The organism is Brenneria corticis, from assembly GCF_003115855.1.
Lineage (GTDB): Bacteria > Pseudomonadota > Gammaproteobacteria > Enterobacterales > Enterobacteriaceae > Brenneria > Brenneria corticis.
In genome coordinates this window covers 44,246-60,161 of the sequence record NZ_KZ819087.1, presented here as the reverse complement: position 1 = coordinate 60,161, position 15,916 = coordinate 44,246, and the positions used below count along the sequence as shown (strand labels likewise).

Below are 15,916 nucleotides of genomic sequence, written 5' to 3'. Positions count from 1 at the left end.
TGGAATAGTGACACATAAAACATTAACATGGTGTGAGTCGATGCCGCGTATTCTTCACCAATCATTTTATTAACTATTGGAATTATTTTAATCAACGGTTATATAACCTCAGGAATCCATCATGCAAAAAATGCTCAATCGCGTCCAGCACTACGCCTGGGGCAGCAAACACGCTTTAACTGAGCTATACGGCATTGAAAATCCTAATGATTTACCAATGGCTGAACTATGGATGGGCGCCCATCCGAAGAGCAGTTCCCTCGTCGTTGATGAAAAAGGCAATGAGCGCAATCTGCGCGAAGTGATTGCCGCAGACCTCTCCTCGCACCTTGGCGCGGACGTGGCGCGGCGCTTCGGCGAATTACCGTTTTTATTTAAAGTGCTGTGCGCGGAGCAGCCGCTTTCCATTCAGGTACACCCCAGCAAATCGGCGGCGGAACGGGGCTTTGCCAGGGAAAATGCGGCGGGCATCCCATTGGATGCCGCGGAAAGAAACTATAAGGATGCCAATCACAAGCCGGAACTGGTCTTTGCGCTCACCCCTTTTCAGGCGCTGAACGGCTTTCGGGAATTATCTGAAATTGCCGCGCTGTTAGCGCCGGTCGCCGGCGCTCATCCCTCCATCAGCGCTTTTTTGCAACAGCCGGACGACAAAAATCTCTCCATGCTGTTTGCCAACCTGCTGAGCATGAGCGGCGAACAAAAAGAGCGCGCGCTGGGGGTATTAAAAGCCGCGCTGAACAGCCAACAGCATGAACCCTGGGCAACGATTCGGGACATTACGCGCTTTTATCCGCACGACAGCGGCCTGTTTTCCCCCCTGTTGCTTAATGTCATTACGCTTCAGCCGGGCGAGGCCATGTTTTTATACGCCCAAACGCCGCACGCCTATTTAAACGGCGTGGCGCTGGAAGTCATGGCGAATTCGGACAACGTGCTGCGGGCAGGCCTGACGCCGAAGTACATTGATATTCCGGAGTTATTGGACAACGTGCAATTTGCCGCCAAACCCGCCGCCGATTTATTGACCGCCCCCATCAGGCAGGGAAATGAGCTAAGCTTCCCTATTCCGGTGGATGATTTCGCCTTTTCCCTGCATAACCTGAGCGATGAAGCGCAAACGCTCAGCCAGAGCAGCGCCGCTATTGTCTTCTGCGTCGACGGTCAGGCGTTACTGCAAAAAGAGCGGCAGCAGATCAGGCTCAAGGCGGGCGAATCCTGCTTTATTTCCGCCGGTGAATCGCCGGTATGGGTTCAGGGACAAGGGCGCATCGCCCGCGTATTTAATCGGTGATGACCGGTATATACCCTCTCGTCTTGAAGAATCGGGACGTGTTTTCAATAAAGGATGAATAAAATGAAGAAGTCGTTAATTGCCGCCAGCGTTATTATCGCTCTGGGCGCAGTCTGGACAGGCGCTTCCTGGTACACCGGTAAACAGCTGGCTCAGCATATTGATGAATTTACCGACGATATTAATACACAACTCAAATCGTCCTATCCGGACGCCGGACTGAAACTGGTGTATCGCGATTATCAGGGCGGCATTTTCAGCAGTAAACTGGCCTACGTGCTGCAAGCCGACGGTACCGCCAAAGGGACGCAAATCCTCGCCCCCGGCGAGGAGATTGTGCTCAATGAGTCGGTTTCTCACGGTCCGTTCCCGTTAGCGCAGCTCAAGCGGTTTAATCTGCTGCCGGCGATGGCGTCGGTGCATAGCGAACTGGCGAATACGCCGGTGGTTAAACCGCTGTTCGATCTTACCCAGAATAAACCCTTTATCTCGGCCGAAACCCGCGTGGCCTACAGCGGCGATACCCGTTCAGCGGTGACGCTGCTCCCGGTCGACTATCAGGGCGCCGATCAGAAATTCTCCTTCAGCGGCACCGAACTCCAGCTGGACGTCGCCAGCGATTTGCGCCGCAGCGCGCTGGGGGGAACCGTTAACAGCCTGCTGCTGGAAAAGAAAAATCCGTGGGGTGAAACCGAGCAGGTCAGCATCAATGATTTCTCGCTTGATACGGCCAACCACAAAGGTAAATTCGACCTTAATCTGGGCGACGGCAAGGCGACCATCAAGACCTTGAAATTTACCGTTGAAGGCGGCGAACCGGTTACGCTGAATAATTTCGCGGTACAAAGCAGCGTCACCGAAGACGAGAAGAACCTGGCGGGCAAATTGTCCCTGACGCTGGAATCACTGGCCGTCAGCGAGCGTAATCTCGGCTCGGGAAATCTGCAGCTCGCTTTTTCCCGGCTTGACGGCGAAGGCGCCAAGCGTTTCGCCGCCGAGTATCAGAAAAAGGCTCAGCAGCTTTTACAAGACCCGCAAGGGCTGGATCCGGACGTCTACCAGCACGAAGTCGCCATGGTTTTGCTGCAACATTTGCCTGATTTGCTGAAAGGCAACCCCAATATCACCCTCTCCCCGGTCAGTTGGAAAAACGCTAAAGGGGAAAGCACGTTCACGCTGGCTATGGACTTGACCGATCCCCTGCAGAACACGGCGAAAGCAACCGATCCGGCCGCTTCCGATGAAGAAAAAATCATCCGCCAGTCGCTTAACAAGCTGGACGCCCAATTAAACGTACCGTTGGCCATGCTGGCGGAGCTGATGGTGCAGGCCGGACAACAACAGCCGGCAAACGATGAAGAGAAGGCGCAAGCCGAGCAACTGGCGCTGCAGCAGGCGCAGATGATGGCAAGCATCGGCCAGATGAATCAGGTTACCGTCACCAAGGACAATGCCATCACCAGTTCATTGCAGTATGCGGACGGCCAGGTTGATTTCAACGGCAACAAAATGTCCCTGACGGACTTTATTGCGCCGTTTATCACCATTCCCGGCGAAAGCGATGAAGCGCCGCAGGAACCACAGGTGCCGCCGGTAGTGCCGCCCCTCGCGCCGCCTGCGCAGTAACCGGCAATAAGGGGATCAACCGGTGGCGGTTTTATGACCGCCACCGGCATTTTTTATGGCGCGCCACCCTACCGGGCCGTCGCATAGCGGCGCTTTAGAGATTGAGCATGCAAAAATACAAAGCATTCATGGAAGAACGTCAGAGCGCCATCTACTTTATCGCGGTTATCGCCGCAGGCGTAACCGCCCTGTTGCTGCCCGGTACGGAAAAACTGGGCGCGGCGATCAATCCGGCGCTGGCATTGATGCTGTTCGTCACTTTCTTGCAGGTGCCGTTAACGTCGCTAAAGCGCAGTCTGACCCAGGTCCGCTTTCTTGGCGCCCTGCTGGCGGCCAATTTTATCGTTATACCGCTGTTCGTGGCCTGCCTTATTCCTTATTTTCCCGCCGACCCGCTTATCCGACTGGGCATGCTGCTGGTGTTGCTCGCCCCCTGTATCGACTACGTGGTGACCTTCTCTCATCTCGGCCGCGCCGATGCCCCGAGTTTGCTGGCCGCCACCCCCGCGCTGCTGGTGGTGCAAATGCTGGCGTTGCCGTTTTACCTCGGGCTGTTTCTCAGCCGGGAAGCGGCCGGGCTTATTCATATCGCGCCGTTTTTCCACGCCTTTATCTGGTTGATTGCGATTCCCCTGCTGCTGGCCGGGCTGGTGCAATGGGGAGCATCCCGCTTGCCGTCCGTGGATAAGTTCGCCGACCGGCTCGGTTTTCTGCCGGTTCCCGCCACCGCGCTGGTGTTATTCGTGGTGGTGATCTCCGTTATTCCTCAGCTTAAGACCACCTGGCCGATGGTGCTGAGCGCCGTTCCGTTCTACGCGCTGTTCGCTATCGTCGCCCCGGTATTGGGATGGTTGACGGGCAAGGTATTCCGTCTTGAGCCGGCCGGCGGGCGCGCGGTGGCCTTCAGCGCCGGGACGCGGAACTCTCTGGTGGTTTTGCCTTTGGCGCTGGCCATCCCCGGCGCCATCCCGCTGCTGCCGGCCATTATCATCACCCAGCCCCTGGTGGAATTGTTAAGCGAGCTGATTTATATCCGGGCGATCCCCAGGCTGACCGCGCCGCCATCCCGCTTATCCGACTGAATTTGCCGTGACCGGCATTTGTTTTTATACTTCACCGCACTTAACGGGCCACGGCCCGGCTTACTGATACCAAGAGTACTCCATGATTGATTTGCAACTCCCGCTAACGGATCTTCATCGCCACCTGGATGGTAATATCCGGGCACAGAGCATCCTGGAACTGGGCCGCCAGTTCAACATCGCCTTACCCGCCAATGACCTGACCTCACTGCGCCCTCATGTTCAAGTGACCGAAACCGAGCCGGATTTGCTGAGCTTTCTGCAAAAGCTGGATTGGGGCGTTGCCGTTCTGGGGTCGCTGGATGCCTGCCGCCGCGTTGCTTATGAAAATGTTGAAGACGCCGTCAACGCCGGGCTGGATTATGCGGAGCTGCGTTTCTCTCCCTACTATATGGCGATGAACCATCGGCTGCCGATTGCCGGCGTGGTGGAAGCCGTGATTGACGGCGTGACCGCGGGCAGCCGCGATCTCGACATTGATGTCCGTCTGATTGGCATCCTGAGCCGCACCTTCGGCACCGAGGCCTGCCAACAGGAGCTGGACGGCCTGCTGGCCCATCGCGACCGTATTGTCGCCCTCGATCTGGCCGGCGATGAGCTGGGGTATCCCGGCGAGCTTTTTTCATCGCATTTCCGGCAGGCCCGTGACGCCGGCTGGCGCATTACCGTGCACGCGGGGGAAGCCGCCGGTCCTGAAAGTATCTGGCAGGCCATCAACCAGCTGGAAGCCGAGCGGATCGGCCACGGCGTTACCGCCATTATCGATACCGGGCTAATGGCGTATATGGCGGAAAACGGCATCGGTATTGAATCCTGCCTGACTTCCAATATCCAGACCAGTACGGTGGAGTCGCTGGATCGGCACCCGCTGTTACATTTTCTGCGTCACGGTATTCCCGCCACGATTAATACCGACGATCCTGCCGTACAGGGCATCGAAATCCGCCACGAGTATCAGGTTGCGGCGCCATTGGCGGGGTTGACCGCCAAAGAGACCCGGCGGGCGCAGGAAAACGGATTGGATATCGCCTTTATCAGCGAACAGGAAAAGCAACGGCTGCGGGAGAAAGTGCTGCGCAAACGCGGCGCGGCGTCGCAGGCATGACGCACCGCCGTCGTCCCCGCGGTTGTAGGCGGGGACCTGCTTGCACAAGCGGTTCGGTGTCGCTGAGATCCCCGCCTGCGCGGGGATGACGGATTTGGAGTGCCTAATTTGTCAACGCTCTGTGGCGGCATAGGCCGCCCTATTTTTGCTCCGCTTTGCTCGCCGTTTTTTCCGTCGTCGCGGATGCCTGTTCGGCGCGCTTTATCCTGTTGGCGTAACGCTGCGCCAACGCCGCGCACACCATCAGCTGGATTTGATGGAAAATCATCAACGGCAAAACCATCACCCCCACCGTCGCCGCCGGAAACAGTACGCTGGCCATCGGAATGCCATTCGCCAGGCTTTTCTTCGAGCCGCAGAATACGATGGTGATCTCATCGGCGATATTAAAGCCCAGCTTGCGCGCCGCCAGCGTATTCACCACCAGCACGATGGTCAGTAAAACGATGGAAACCCCCACCACCGCCAGCAACGACCAGCCGTTAATCTGGCTCCAGATCCCCTGCACCACGGCTTCGCTGAAGGCGACGTAAACCACCAGAAGAATTGATGACCGATCGGTAATATTGATTAATTTACGATGGCGAACCACCCATCGGGCAATCAGCGGGCGGGATAAATGTCCCGCCGCAAAGGGCACCATCAGCTGCATGATAATGGAACCGATGGCGTGCAGCGTATCCGTCTCCGCGCCGCCCTGCGTGTGCATCAGCAGGCCGACCAGAATCGGCGACAGAAATACGCCCAGGATACTGGAAGCCGAGGCGCTGCAAATCGCCGCCGCGACGTTGCCCCCGGCCATCGAGGTGTAGGCAATGGCCGACTGTACGGTCGCCGGCAAGGCGCACAGGTACAGAAAACCGAGGTAGAGCGTCGGCGTCAATACCGCCGGCACCAGAACACTCATGCCCATCCCCAGCAGCGGGAAGAGTAAAAAGGTGCTGGCGAACACCACCAGATGCAGACGCCAGTGCCCCATCCCGGCGGTAATGGCTTCCCGCGACAGCTTTGCCCCGTGCATAAAAAACAGCAGCGCGATGGCGGCCGTGGTCAGGTATTCAAAAAAGACCTTTGCGGCGCCCTCACAGGGGAAAAACGATGCGGTGATCACCACTAAAACCAATACCAGCAAAAATTTGTCGATGCGCAATCGCTGTAGCCACCCCATTATTCATCCTTTTCTTTTTTACGCCCGATTGAAACAGCACAGGCGATCCTGAGATCGCCTGCTTAAACCGAACGTTAACTATCTGCGATAAAAATCGACAAATCTAGCTATTTTTCAGCGTCATCACTTTTTTCTGCTGATGGGATATCAATCCCACTTCTATCAGTTCCATTACCTGGATAGCCTGATGAACCGTTACCGGATTCTCTCCCTTGCCGTTTAACGCATCGCGGATCGCCGCATAATAAGCCGGGTAGTCGCCGGCAAGGGTCGGCACGGCCTGATCGGCCACCACGCCGTCATGATGCAGCGTCAACACCCCGTCGCGCCGATCCTGTCCCCAGTTTTCCTGCGGCGGACGCTCACCGGCCTTCAACTGATCTTCCTGCGGATCGAGGCCGAATTTGACGAAGCTGCCGCGCGTGCCGTGGACGATATAGCGCGCCGACGGCGCCGCCGCCAGCATGCTGGCATGCAACACCACCCGGCGCTGAGGATAAATCAGGATAGCGTGGAAATAGTCCGTCGCTTTACTGCCGGGGCGCAGCTGCGCCAGATCGACCTGAATGGCGACCGGCAATCCAAATAGCTGCAGGGCCTGATCCAGCAGGTGCGGCCCCAAATCGTACCAGATACCGCTGCCTTCGCTGCCGTCTTCGCGCCAGCGCTGGCGGACCTGCGGCCGAAAACGGTCAATATGGGATTCCAGGTAGACCACATCGCCCAGCGACCCGGTATGCAACAAATGTTTCAGCGTCAGGAAATCGCTGTCCCAACGGCGGTTATGAAACACCGACAGCAGCCTGCCGGTATGTTCCGCCAGCAGCCCCAGCTCATGGGCCTGTGACAACGTCACGGTAAACGGTTTATCCACCACCACATGCTTGCCCGCTTCCAGCGCCTGCTTGGCCAGCGGGAAATGGGTGTCGTTCGGCGTGGGGATAACGATAAGATCGATATCCGGGTCGTTGAACAACGTTTGCGGATCGCTCACAACCCGGATTGTCGACCAGTCGGCGCGGACTTTATCCGCATTGCTGCTGGAAACCGCCGCCAGCTCCAGGCCAGGCGTCCCGGCGATCAGCGGCGCATGAAACGTTTTACTCGCATAGCCGTATCCCAGTAACCCGACACGAACGTTATCACTCATGAAAATTCCCCCTTGGCCGCTTCTAATTGGTGATGTGAACTGAGTATAGCACCGCAAAGTCGGCCTATTTAACGGGGATTTTCTCATTTCGCCCTTGACTACCTGCCGGCGATTTTTGGCGTTCCGCCCTCCCAAGGCGTCGTTTCCGGCGTTTTCGCCGCCGGATAGTTGATTTCGCTGCTGCGGCGACGGAAATCGCTCGGGCTGACGCCCACCCGTTTACGGAATACCCGCGAAAAATAGAGCTGGTCGTCATAGCCGACCACCCGGCCGATATTGGCGATGGACTCCTGCGTCGTTTGCAACAGCAGCTTGGCGCGGATCACCCGCTGATCTTCCCGCCAGCGCAGGATATTGATGCCGACCTGCTCGCGAAACAGGTGCGCCAGCCGCGACGGCGACAGGCAGACGTGCCGGGCCACCTCGTCGATACGCAACTCTCCCGCCAGATTGCCGGTGATAAACTGGCAGGCTTCGATGATGCGCGGGTCGATGATTTTTTGCGGGCTCTGCGGATCTTCTTCCATCGCCCTTAGCAGCAAGCGCTCAAGCAGATTCATCCCCAGCTCTTGCGAGAAGCGCCGCCCTGAACGCTGCGTCTGCTCAATATTGGCGAACAGGCGATCGAACTCCAGCAACAGCGGGTTATTCGGCAGGCTCAGACGCCCGACGCCGCAATGCCGGGTATGCCATTCCAGCCAGTCGGCCCAGTAGGCCCGCGGGCGGAAATAGACCCAGCGGTGATACCAGCAGTCGCTGTCCGGCGAGCGGCCGTAAAAATGCGTTGATTTGGGCGGAAACAGCAGCAAATCGCCGGGATTGCAATAAAAGGCGTCGTCACCGGCAAAAACCTGTCCCTGCCCCTTGATGGTGAGATTAATGATGTAGCCCTTCATGCCGTCAGGACGGTCGATAAAGAAGTCGAGCGGGCCGTCCGCCAGGATCGGCGTCAATCCGGCGACCAGGTAGGCGTTAAACGCGTAACCCGGTAGTAACGGATTTGACTGGGATTCATGCGCCACACGGTGATACATCCAACCTCCGGAGCTTTAGCTAACGACTGGTCGCGTACGCCTGCGCGGACATAGCGGCGGCGCTTACAGGGTCTTCTTGGCCAGCTGTTTGTAGCGGTCGAAAATCACCGCCGTCAGCAGAATCAAACCGCGCACCACGTATTGCGAAAACGGTGAAATATTCAACAGGTTCATCGCATTTTCCACGGTCCCCAAAATCAGCACCCCGGCGACGACGTAGGAAATCTTGCCGATGCCGCCTTTTAATGACACGCCGCCCAGCACGCAGGCGGAAATCACGATCAGTTCATAACCGATCGAGGTCATCGGCTGGCCGCTGGTCATGCGCGATGCCAGAATAATGCCCGCCGCGGCGGAGACCAGGCCGGAAAGCGCGAAGATGATGATTTTGGTGCGCACCACCGGCACCCCCGCCAGACGCGCGGCTTCTTCATTCCCGCCGATCGCCAGCGTATTGCGCCCGAAAGTGGTTTTATTCAGCAGCAGCCCGAACAAGGTCATGCAGATCGCGGTGATCCAGATGGGCGCCGGCAGCCCCAGCCAGTTGGCATAGCCCAGCGCAAAGAAACGTTCGTCTTCAATGCCGACCGCTTTACCGTCCGAGATAATATAAGCCAGTCCGCGGGCGATCTGCATCGTGGCCAGCGTGGTGATCAGCGCGTTGATCCTGAGCCGGGCGATGATAAAGCCGTTAAGCAGGCCGAACGCCACGCCCAGCAACAGTCCGGCGCCCACGCCGAGCCACAGGCTTTGCGTGATATTGATCGCCACCGCCGTGGTCACGCCGGCGCAGGCGATAATCGAGGCGACGGAGAGGTCAAAATCTCCGGAAGCCAGGCAAAACAACATGCCGCAGGCCACCATGCCGGACATGGATATCGCCAGTCCCAACCCTTTCATATTGATAAAGCTGGCGAAATTGGGCACAAAAATCGCGCACCCCAGAAACAGCACGGCAAAAACCACCAGCATGCCGTAGTTATCCCAAATGCGGGATATCCCGGAGCCGGCTTTCCGCTTCTCCGGGGTTGCGGCCGCATCCTCATTGGACGGCAGAATTTTTGTTGGCATAGCTATACTCCTTGGCGGTCAGGCAACCGCGGCTTCGATATCGGGGGTTCGCAACATTGCCAGACTCAGCACTTTCTGCTCAGTGGCCTCATCGTGGAGCAGTTCGCCGGATACCGCGCCTTCACGCATCACGATGATGCGGTCGGCCAGTCCGAGCACTTCCGGCAGGTCGCTGGAAGCGAACAGCACGGCAATGCCTTGCTTAGCCAGCTCATAAATGACGTGATAGATTTCGTGCTTGGCGCCGACGTCAATGCCGCGCGTCGGCTCGTCCAGCAGGATGACTTTCATCTCTTCCGACAGCCAGCGCCCCAAAATGGCCTTCTGCTGATTACCTCCGGAAAGATTCATCATCAGCTGCGCCGGGCTGGGGGTTTTAATGTTCAGCGCCTGAATGCGCTTGTCCGCATTCTCCTTTTCCCAGCGGTTATTAATGATAAAGCCGGCCTTCAGGCTCTTGCGCCGCGCGCTGATGTTGATATTGTCGCGCACCGAATGCACGGCGATAATCCCCTCGGACTTGCGATCTTCCGGGCACAGCATCACCCCCTGGCGGATGGCGTCAATGGGCGACGTCACCGTCAGCGGTTCGCCATCCAGCAGCACTTCTCCGCCGGTGATGCGGGTCGCGCCGAATATCCCCTTCAGCAGTTCGCTGCGCCCGGCGCCCACCAGGCCGAACAGCCCGACGATTTCCCCTTGGCGTACCCGCAGCGACACCGTCGATTTCACTCCCGGCGCTTTAACCTCCTTGAGCGTCAGCCGCTCCTCGCCGTGCGGACGCGGCGCATAGCCGTAGATATCCCCAAGGTTTCTGCCCACCATCGCCTGCACCAGCGATTGATGATCCACCTGGCGCATATCGTCGAAGGTGCGCACATAGCGGCCGTCTTTAAACACGGTGATGGCGTCGCCCAGGGCGAAAATCTCCTCCATGCGGTGCGAGACGTACAAAATCACCCGCCCTTCGCCGCGTAATTCGGCGATCACCCGGAACAGCTGTTCGATTTCGCGGGCGGATAGCGAACTGGTGGGTTCGTCAAAAGCGATGATTTTGGCGTTGCGGGCCAGCGCCTTGGCGATCTCCACCATTTGCCACTGGCCGATGGAAAGGTATTTAAGCGGCGTGTCGGGGTCGATATCCAGTCCCAGGTGCTCAAGCTGCAGTTTGGCCTCATAACGCAGCAGCGAATAATTCACCATGCCGTACCTGTGCGGCAGCTGACCGAGGTAAATATTCTCCGCCACCGTCATTTCCGGCACCAGATGCAACTCCTGATAAATAATCGCCACGCCGGCATTCAGCGCATCCATGGTGCTATTGAAGCGCACCGGCCGCCCCTGGATATGGATTTCCCCGGCGGAAGGCAAATAGTTGCCGCTCAGGATTTTCAACAGCGTGGATTTACCCGCCCCGTTTTCCCCCATCAAGCCGTGGATCTGCCCCGCCTGGCAGGAAAAGCTGATATCCGCCAGCGCCTTGACGCCGGGAAATTCCTTGCCGATGCCATGAAACGACAAATAGGGTGACTGTACCGTCATTTCCGTTTCCTCATAGTTAACCACTCGCCATCGCACCGGTCGTCCCCGCCGCTACGGGGATGGAAACCGGCGGCAAACGCCCGGACCTCCCTGTCCCGCCGGCCGTCACAGCAGACCTTTTTTCTCCAGTTCGACCTTGAAGTTGTCGCGGGTGATCAGCACCACATCGGTAACTTCGGTGAATTTTTGCGGTTCCACGCCGTTGGTTACCCACTCATTCAGCATCTGGATGCTTTTATAACCGTGGATATCCGGGCTTGGCAGCAGCGAACCGTAGAAACCGGTGGCCTGGCCTTTCGACAGCTCGCTCACCGCATCCACCCCGTTGATGCCGATGCCGATCACGTTGGGCGCCTTGAACCCCTGACCTTCCGTCGCCCGCACGCCGCCCAGCACGGTGTTGTCGTTCATGCCGACAATCAGCCAGTTCTTCACGCCGGGATGCTGAACCAGCATCGAGTTGGCGGCGTCAAACGCCCCCGGAATATCGTTGGATTTGGTGGGAACCTGATAGATTTGCTTTTCCGGGAAACCGGCGGCTTTCAATGCCTCCATCGAGCCGGTGGTGCGGCGCCGGGCGGTATCCAGCTCATTGGCGGTGATCGCCATCACCGCGGTTTCCTCAACCTTCCAGCCGCGTTTATTCATTTCCTTCCACAGCTCCTGCCCCTGGCGCTCGCCAATTTTGCTGGCCGCCATCATCACCAGCGGCACCGAGTCCATCGGCTCGCCTCTGGCATTAACGAACTGATCGTCCACGGCGATGACCTTAAGGTCATAGCTGCGCGCCTTGGCGACGATCGCCGCCCCTAATTTGGGGTCGGGAGTACAGATCACGAAGCCTTTCGCCCCGCTGGCCGCCAGGCTATCAATGGCATTAAGCGTTTTTTCGCCGTCCGGGACGGCGATTTTGATCACCTCGAAACCGAGATCTTTTCCCGCCTTGTCGGCAAATTTCCATTCCGTCTGGAACCAGGGTTCTTCCGGCTGTTTAACCAGAAACCCCAGTTTCAATGTATCGGCGATAGCCGATTGTGACATAACCGCGGCCAGCCCAATCGTCGCCAGCAGCTTAGTGAATTTATGCATGATGTTCTCCGCTATAGTTATTTTTTACACGTCAGAGGATCCTGGATGTGTAATCGGTTCCATTAAGGCATTTCCGGTCGGGATAAAGGAAAAGCACGGCGTTGATGGCACTCCTTTACTCAGCAGCATTCAGACGCTGTATGTTTTAGCGGTTATTTTCAGCAAGAATATCGAGCGTTATCACATCCCCGAACAACGACAGGTTTGTGCATATATTTAGCAAATTTAACCAGTCATTAACTTTTGACGCGCATCACAGAATGACGGCGAGCGGCAGGAAAATGCATACTTCCAGCTAACCGCTCCTCACGCCCCGCGTTAATGCCCGCCTATCGTATACGGCTATAAACAAAGGCGGAATTGACAGGAGCGGAGCGATGAACGCGGACGCGATTACCTTGGGCCTCGACTTCGGCAGCGATTCGGTGCGCGCATTGGCCGTTGACTGCCGGACCGGGCAAGAATTGACCACTGAGGTGGTGTATTACCCGCGCTGGCGCGCCGGGAACTATTGCCGGCCGGAGAATAACCAGTTCCGCCACCACCCGCTGGATTATATTGAATCGCTGGAACAGGCCATTCGCGCCGTGGTGGAACGGCTGAGCGCGGCGCAGCGCCGGCGGATCGTCGGCATCGGCGTCGATTCCACCGGCTCCACCCCCGCCCCCATCGACGAGCAGGGGACGATTCTGGCCTTGCGCCCCGAGTTTTCCGCCAACCCCAACGCCATGTTCGTGCTGTGGAAGGATCATACGGCAATAGAGGAGGCGGAAGCGATCACCAGCCTGTGCCACAGCGGCCGGTTTGCGGATTACACCCGCTATATTGGCGGCGTCTACTCATCGGAGTGGTTCTGGGCCAAAATACTGCACGTTTCACGCCAGGATGAGGCCGTGCGGCAGGCCGCCGTCTCCTGGATCGAACTGTGCGACTGGGTGCCCGCCCTGCTCTCCGGCACCCTGGCCCCCGGCGACATCAGACGCGGCCGCTGCGCCGCCGGGCACAAATCGCTGTGGCACCCCGACTGGGGCGGCCTGCCGCCCAAAGCCTTCCTGCACGCGCTCGATCCCCGCCTGAGCGAAAGGCTGCAATACCCGATGTTTACCGACACCTGGACCGCCGACGCGCCCGTCGGCGCCATCACCGCCGAATGGGCCGCGCGGCTCGGCCTGCCGGAAAGCGTGGTTATCGCCGGCGGCGCCTTTGACTGCCACGTCGGCGCCGTTGGCGCCGGGGCGCAGCCCTATACCCTGGTTAAGGTGATCGGCACCTCGACCTGCGACATCCTGATTGCCGATAAAGCGCGCATCGCCGATCGCACGATCAAAGGGATCTGCGGCCAGGTGGACGGCAGCGTGGTGCCCGGCCTTATCGGGCTGGAAGCCGGACAGTCCGCCTTTGGCGATATGTACGCCTGGTTCGGCCGCCTGTTGAGCTGGCCGCTGCGCCAGGCGATCGCCGATGACCCGCAGTTGATGATACCGCTGCAGGCCGCGGAAGCCGGCCTGCTTGAGCGGCTCACCCACGCCTGGGTCGAAAACCCCTCGCTGGATCATCTGCCGGTGGTGCTCGACTGGTTTAACGGACGCCGGACCCCTTTCGCCGACCAGCGGTTAAAAGGCGTTATCGCCGACCTTAATCTGGGCACGGACGCGCCGACGCTGTTTGGCGGCTTTATCGCCGCCACCGCCTTCGGCGCCCGCGCCATTATGGAGTGCTTTGAAAGCCAGGACGTACCGGTTGACAACATTCTCGCGCTGGGCGGCATCGCCCGCAAATCCCCCGCCATCATGCAGGTCTGCAGCGATGTGATGAATCGCCCGCTGCAAATTGTGGCCTCCGACCAGTGCTGCGCGCTGGGAGCGGCCATCTTCGCCGCCGTCGCCGCGGGCGTCCATGGCGATATCCCCGGCGCGCAGCGGCGGATGTCCAGCGGCGTCGAGCAAACGTTGACGCCGGATAGCCGGCGCGTCGCCCGCTATCAGCGGCTTTATGAGCGATACCAGCAGTGGTGCCGCACGGCTGAACCGGCTTACGGCGCCCGGTTCAAGGCCGACGCGTAATGTCTTCTTTTCCCGCCGGGAATAAACAGGAGTAACCATGGATCATTTTACATCCCTCGAAGTCTGGTTCGTTATCGGCAGTCAGCACCTTTATGGGGCGGAAACCTTGCGTCAGGCAACAGAGAATGCGGAAAAAGTCGTCGCCGGTCTGAATCAGGACGCGCGCCTGCCGGTCAGGCTGGTGCTTAAGCCGCTGGTAAAAACCGCGGACGAAATCGGCGCGCTGTGCCGCGACGCCAACCATCAGGATAGCTGCATCGGCCTGCTGGTCTGGCTGCATACTTTTTCCCCCGCCAAGATGTGGATCGGCGGGCTCAGCATTCTGCATAAGCCGTTACTGCAATTCCATACCCAGTTCAACGCGCAAATCCCCTGGGACACCATGGATATGGATTTTATGAACCTGAACCAGACCGCCCACGGCGGCCGGGAGTTCGGCTTTATCGGCGCGCGCATGCGCCTGCCGCACCAGGTGGTGGTCGGCCACTGGCAGGATAGCCAGGCCCATCAACGCATCGCCAAATGGATGCGGGTGGCGGCGGCGATCCAGGAAAGCAAAGGGCTGAAGCTGGCCCGCTTTGGCGACAATATGCGCGAAGTGGCGGTCACCGAGGGCGATAAGGTCGGCGCGCAGATCCGCTTCGGCTATTCCGTCAGCGCCTGGGGACTGGGGGATTTGACCAGCGTGATTGATGCCGTCTCCCAGGGCGATATCGCTACGCTGGTTGAAGAGTACGAAGCCAGCTATCAATTGACGGATGCGGTAAAGCTTCATGGCCCCAATCGGCAAAACCTGCTGGACGCGGCGCAAATCGAGCTGGGGTTGCGGCGTTTTCTGCAGCAGGGCGGCTATAAAGCCTTCACCACCGATTTTGAAAATCTGTATGGACTGAAGCAGCTGCCGGGGCTGGCGGTACAGCGCCTGATGCAGCAAGGCTATGGTTTCGGCGGCGAAGGCGACTGGAAAACCGCCGCCCTGTTGCGCATCTTGAAGGTGATGGCGGACGGCTTGCCCGGCGGCACCTCGTTTATGGAGGATTACACCTACAACTTCCAAAACGGCAACGATCTGGTGGTCGGTTCCCATATGCTGGAAGTCTGTCCCAGCATCGCCAAAGAGCGGAAACCCATTCTGGACGCGCAGCATCTGGGCATCGGCGGCAAAGCCGACCCCGCCCGGCTGATTTTCTCCACGCCGCCCGGTCGCGCCCTCAACGCCAGCGTTATCGATATGGGAGGACGCTTCAGAATGCTGGTCAACCTGGTGGATACCATTGAACAGCCCCATCCGCTGCCGAAACTCCCCGTGGCGCGCGCCATCTGGCAGGCCCGTCCGTCGCTGGAGGTGGCGGCGGAAGCCTGGATATTGGCCGGCGGCGCGCACCACTCGGTGTTCAGCCAGGCGCTGGACGTGGATTATCTGCGCCTGTACGCTGAAATGCAGGACATTGAATTACTGGTGATTGACGACGATACCCGGCTTCCGGCTTTCAAAGACGCGCTGCGCTGGAACGAGGCGTATTACCGGCTCGGCGGCCGCTACTAGCCCGTCGTCTGCACTGCAATCTGCAACTTCCTGCCATTATGCCCGCGCAAGCGGGCCTTTTCCCCCTCGTACCGCCGCTTATCCCTCACCTCGTTTTTTGCCTGAGTTTCAGCAAGGCGACCTCGATAATCGCTGAACCTAACGCC

Annotated in this window: 12 protein-coding genes; 6 read left to right on the top strand and 6 right to left on the bottom strand. The window is 58.6% G+C overall.

The features are described from left to right. The first annotated feature begins 121 nt into the window (after positions 1 to 121). From manA to add, 4 genes are all read left to right on the top strand, one after another. Positions 122 to 1,294, top strand: a complete 1,173-nt coding sequence (gene manA, locus DDT56_RS17580; protein WP_136167721.1) for a mannose-6-phosphate isomerase — start codon at positions 122 to 124, stop codon at positions 1,292 to 1,294. A gap of 63 nt (positions 1,295 to 1,357) precedes the next feature. Further along, positions 1,358 to 2,920 carry a YdgA family protein gene (locus DDT56_RS17575; protein ID WP_136167720.1) on the top strand — a complete coding sequence of 521 codons (1,563 nt, stop codon included), beginning with the start codon at positions 1,358 to 1,360 and terminating at the stop codon, positions 2,918 to 2,920. A 107-nt stretch (positions 2,921 to 3,027) separates the two neighbouring features. After that, positions 3,028 to 4,002 (top strand): arsenic resistance protein, encoded by a 975-nt coding sequence (locus DDT56_RS17570; protein ID WP_136167719.1) that lies wholly within the window; start codon positions 3,028 to 3,030, stop codon positions 4,000 to 4,002. 82 nt (positions 4,003 to 4,084) lie between these two features. Next, positions 4,085 to 5,107, top strand: coding sequence for an adenosine deaminase (gene add, locus DDT56_RS17565; RefSeq protein WP_136167718.1), 1,023 nt, complete (start codon positions 4,085 to 4,087; stop codon positions 5,105 to 5,107). Between the two features lie 139 nt (positions 5,108 to 5,246). Here the strand turns inward: add and DDT56_RS17560 are convergent, their stop codons facing one another. From DDT56_RS17560 to DDT56_RS17535, 6 genes are all read right to left on the bottom strand, one after another. Then, positions 5,247 to 6,275, bottom strand: a complete 1,029-nt coding sequence (locus DDT56_RS17560) for a bile acid:sodium symporter family protein (protein WP_136167717.1) — start codon at positions 6,273 to 6,275, stop codon at positions 5,247 to 5,249. A 103-nt stretch (positions 6,276 to 6,378) separates the two neighbouring features. Continuing rightward, entirely contained in the window at positions 6,379 to 7,425 is a 1,047-nt protein-coding gene (locus DDT56_RS17555; protein WP_136167716.1) for an oxidoreductase, read from the bottom strand. Between the two features lie 98 nt (positions 7,426 to 7,523). Next, positions 7,524 to 8,459, bottom strand: a complete 936-nt coding sequence (gene araC / locus DDT56_RS17550; RefSeq protein ID WP_136167715.1) for an arabinose operon transcriptional regulator AraC — start codon at positions 8,457 to 8,459, stop codon at positions 7,524 to 7,526. 63 nt (positions 8,460 to 8,522) lie between these two features. After that, a complete protein-coding gene (gene araH, locus DDT56_RS17545; RefSeq protein WP_246856809.1) occupies positions 8,523 to 9,530 on the bottom strand; it encodes an L-arabinose ABC transporter permease AraH in 1,008 nt (335 codons plus the stop codon). Between the two features lie 18 nt (positions 9,531 to 9,548). Continuing rightward, entirely contained in the window at positions 9,549 to 11,072 is a 1,524-nt protein-coding gene (gene araG, locus DDT56_RS17540) for an L-arabinose ABC transporter ATP-binding protein AraG (protein ID WP_136167714.1), read from the bottom strand. 105 nt (positions 11,073 to 11,177) lie between these two features. Further along, positions 11,178 to 12,161: an arabinose ABC transporter substrate-binding protein gene (locus DDT56_RS17535; RefSeq protein ID WP_136167713.1), complete on the bottom strand. Its 984-nt coding sequence runs from the start codon at positions 12,159 to 12,161 to the stop codon at positions 11,178 to 11,180. Positions 12,162 to 12,538: 377 nt separating this feature from the next. Here DDT56_RS17535 and DDT56_RS17530 point away from each other — a divergent pair, with 377 nt between their 5' ends. Beyond that, complete coding sequence (locus DDT56_RS17530; protein ID WP_136167712.1) at positions 12,539 to 14,224, top strand: ribulokinase; 1,686 nt, start codon at positions 12,539 to 12,541, stop codon at positions 14,222 to 14,224. A gap of 37 nt (positions 14,225 to 14,261) precedes the next feature. Further along, complete coding sequence (gene araA, locus DDT56_RS17525; protein ID WP_136167711.1) at positions 14,262 to 15,770, top strand: L-arabinose isomerase; 1,509 nt, start codon at positions 14,262 to 14,264, stop codon at positions 15,768 to 15,770. Positions 15,771 to 15,916: the final 146 nt, after the last annotated feature.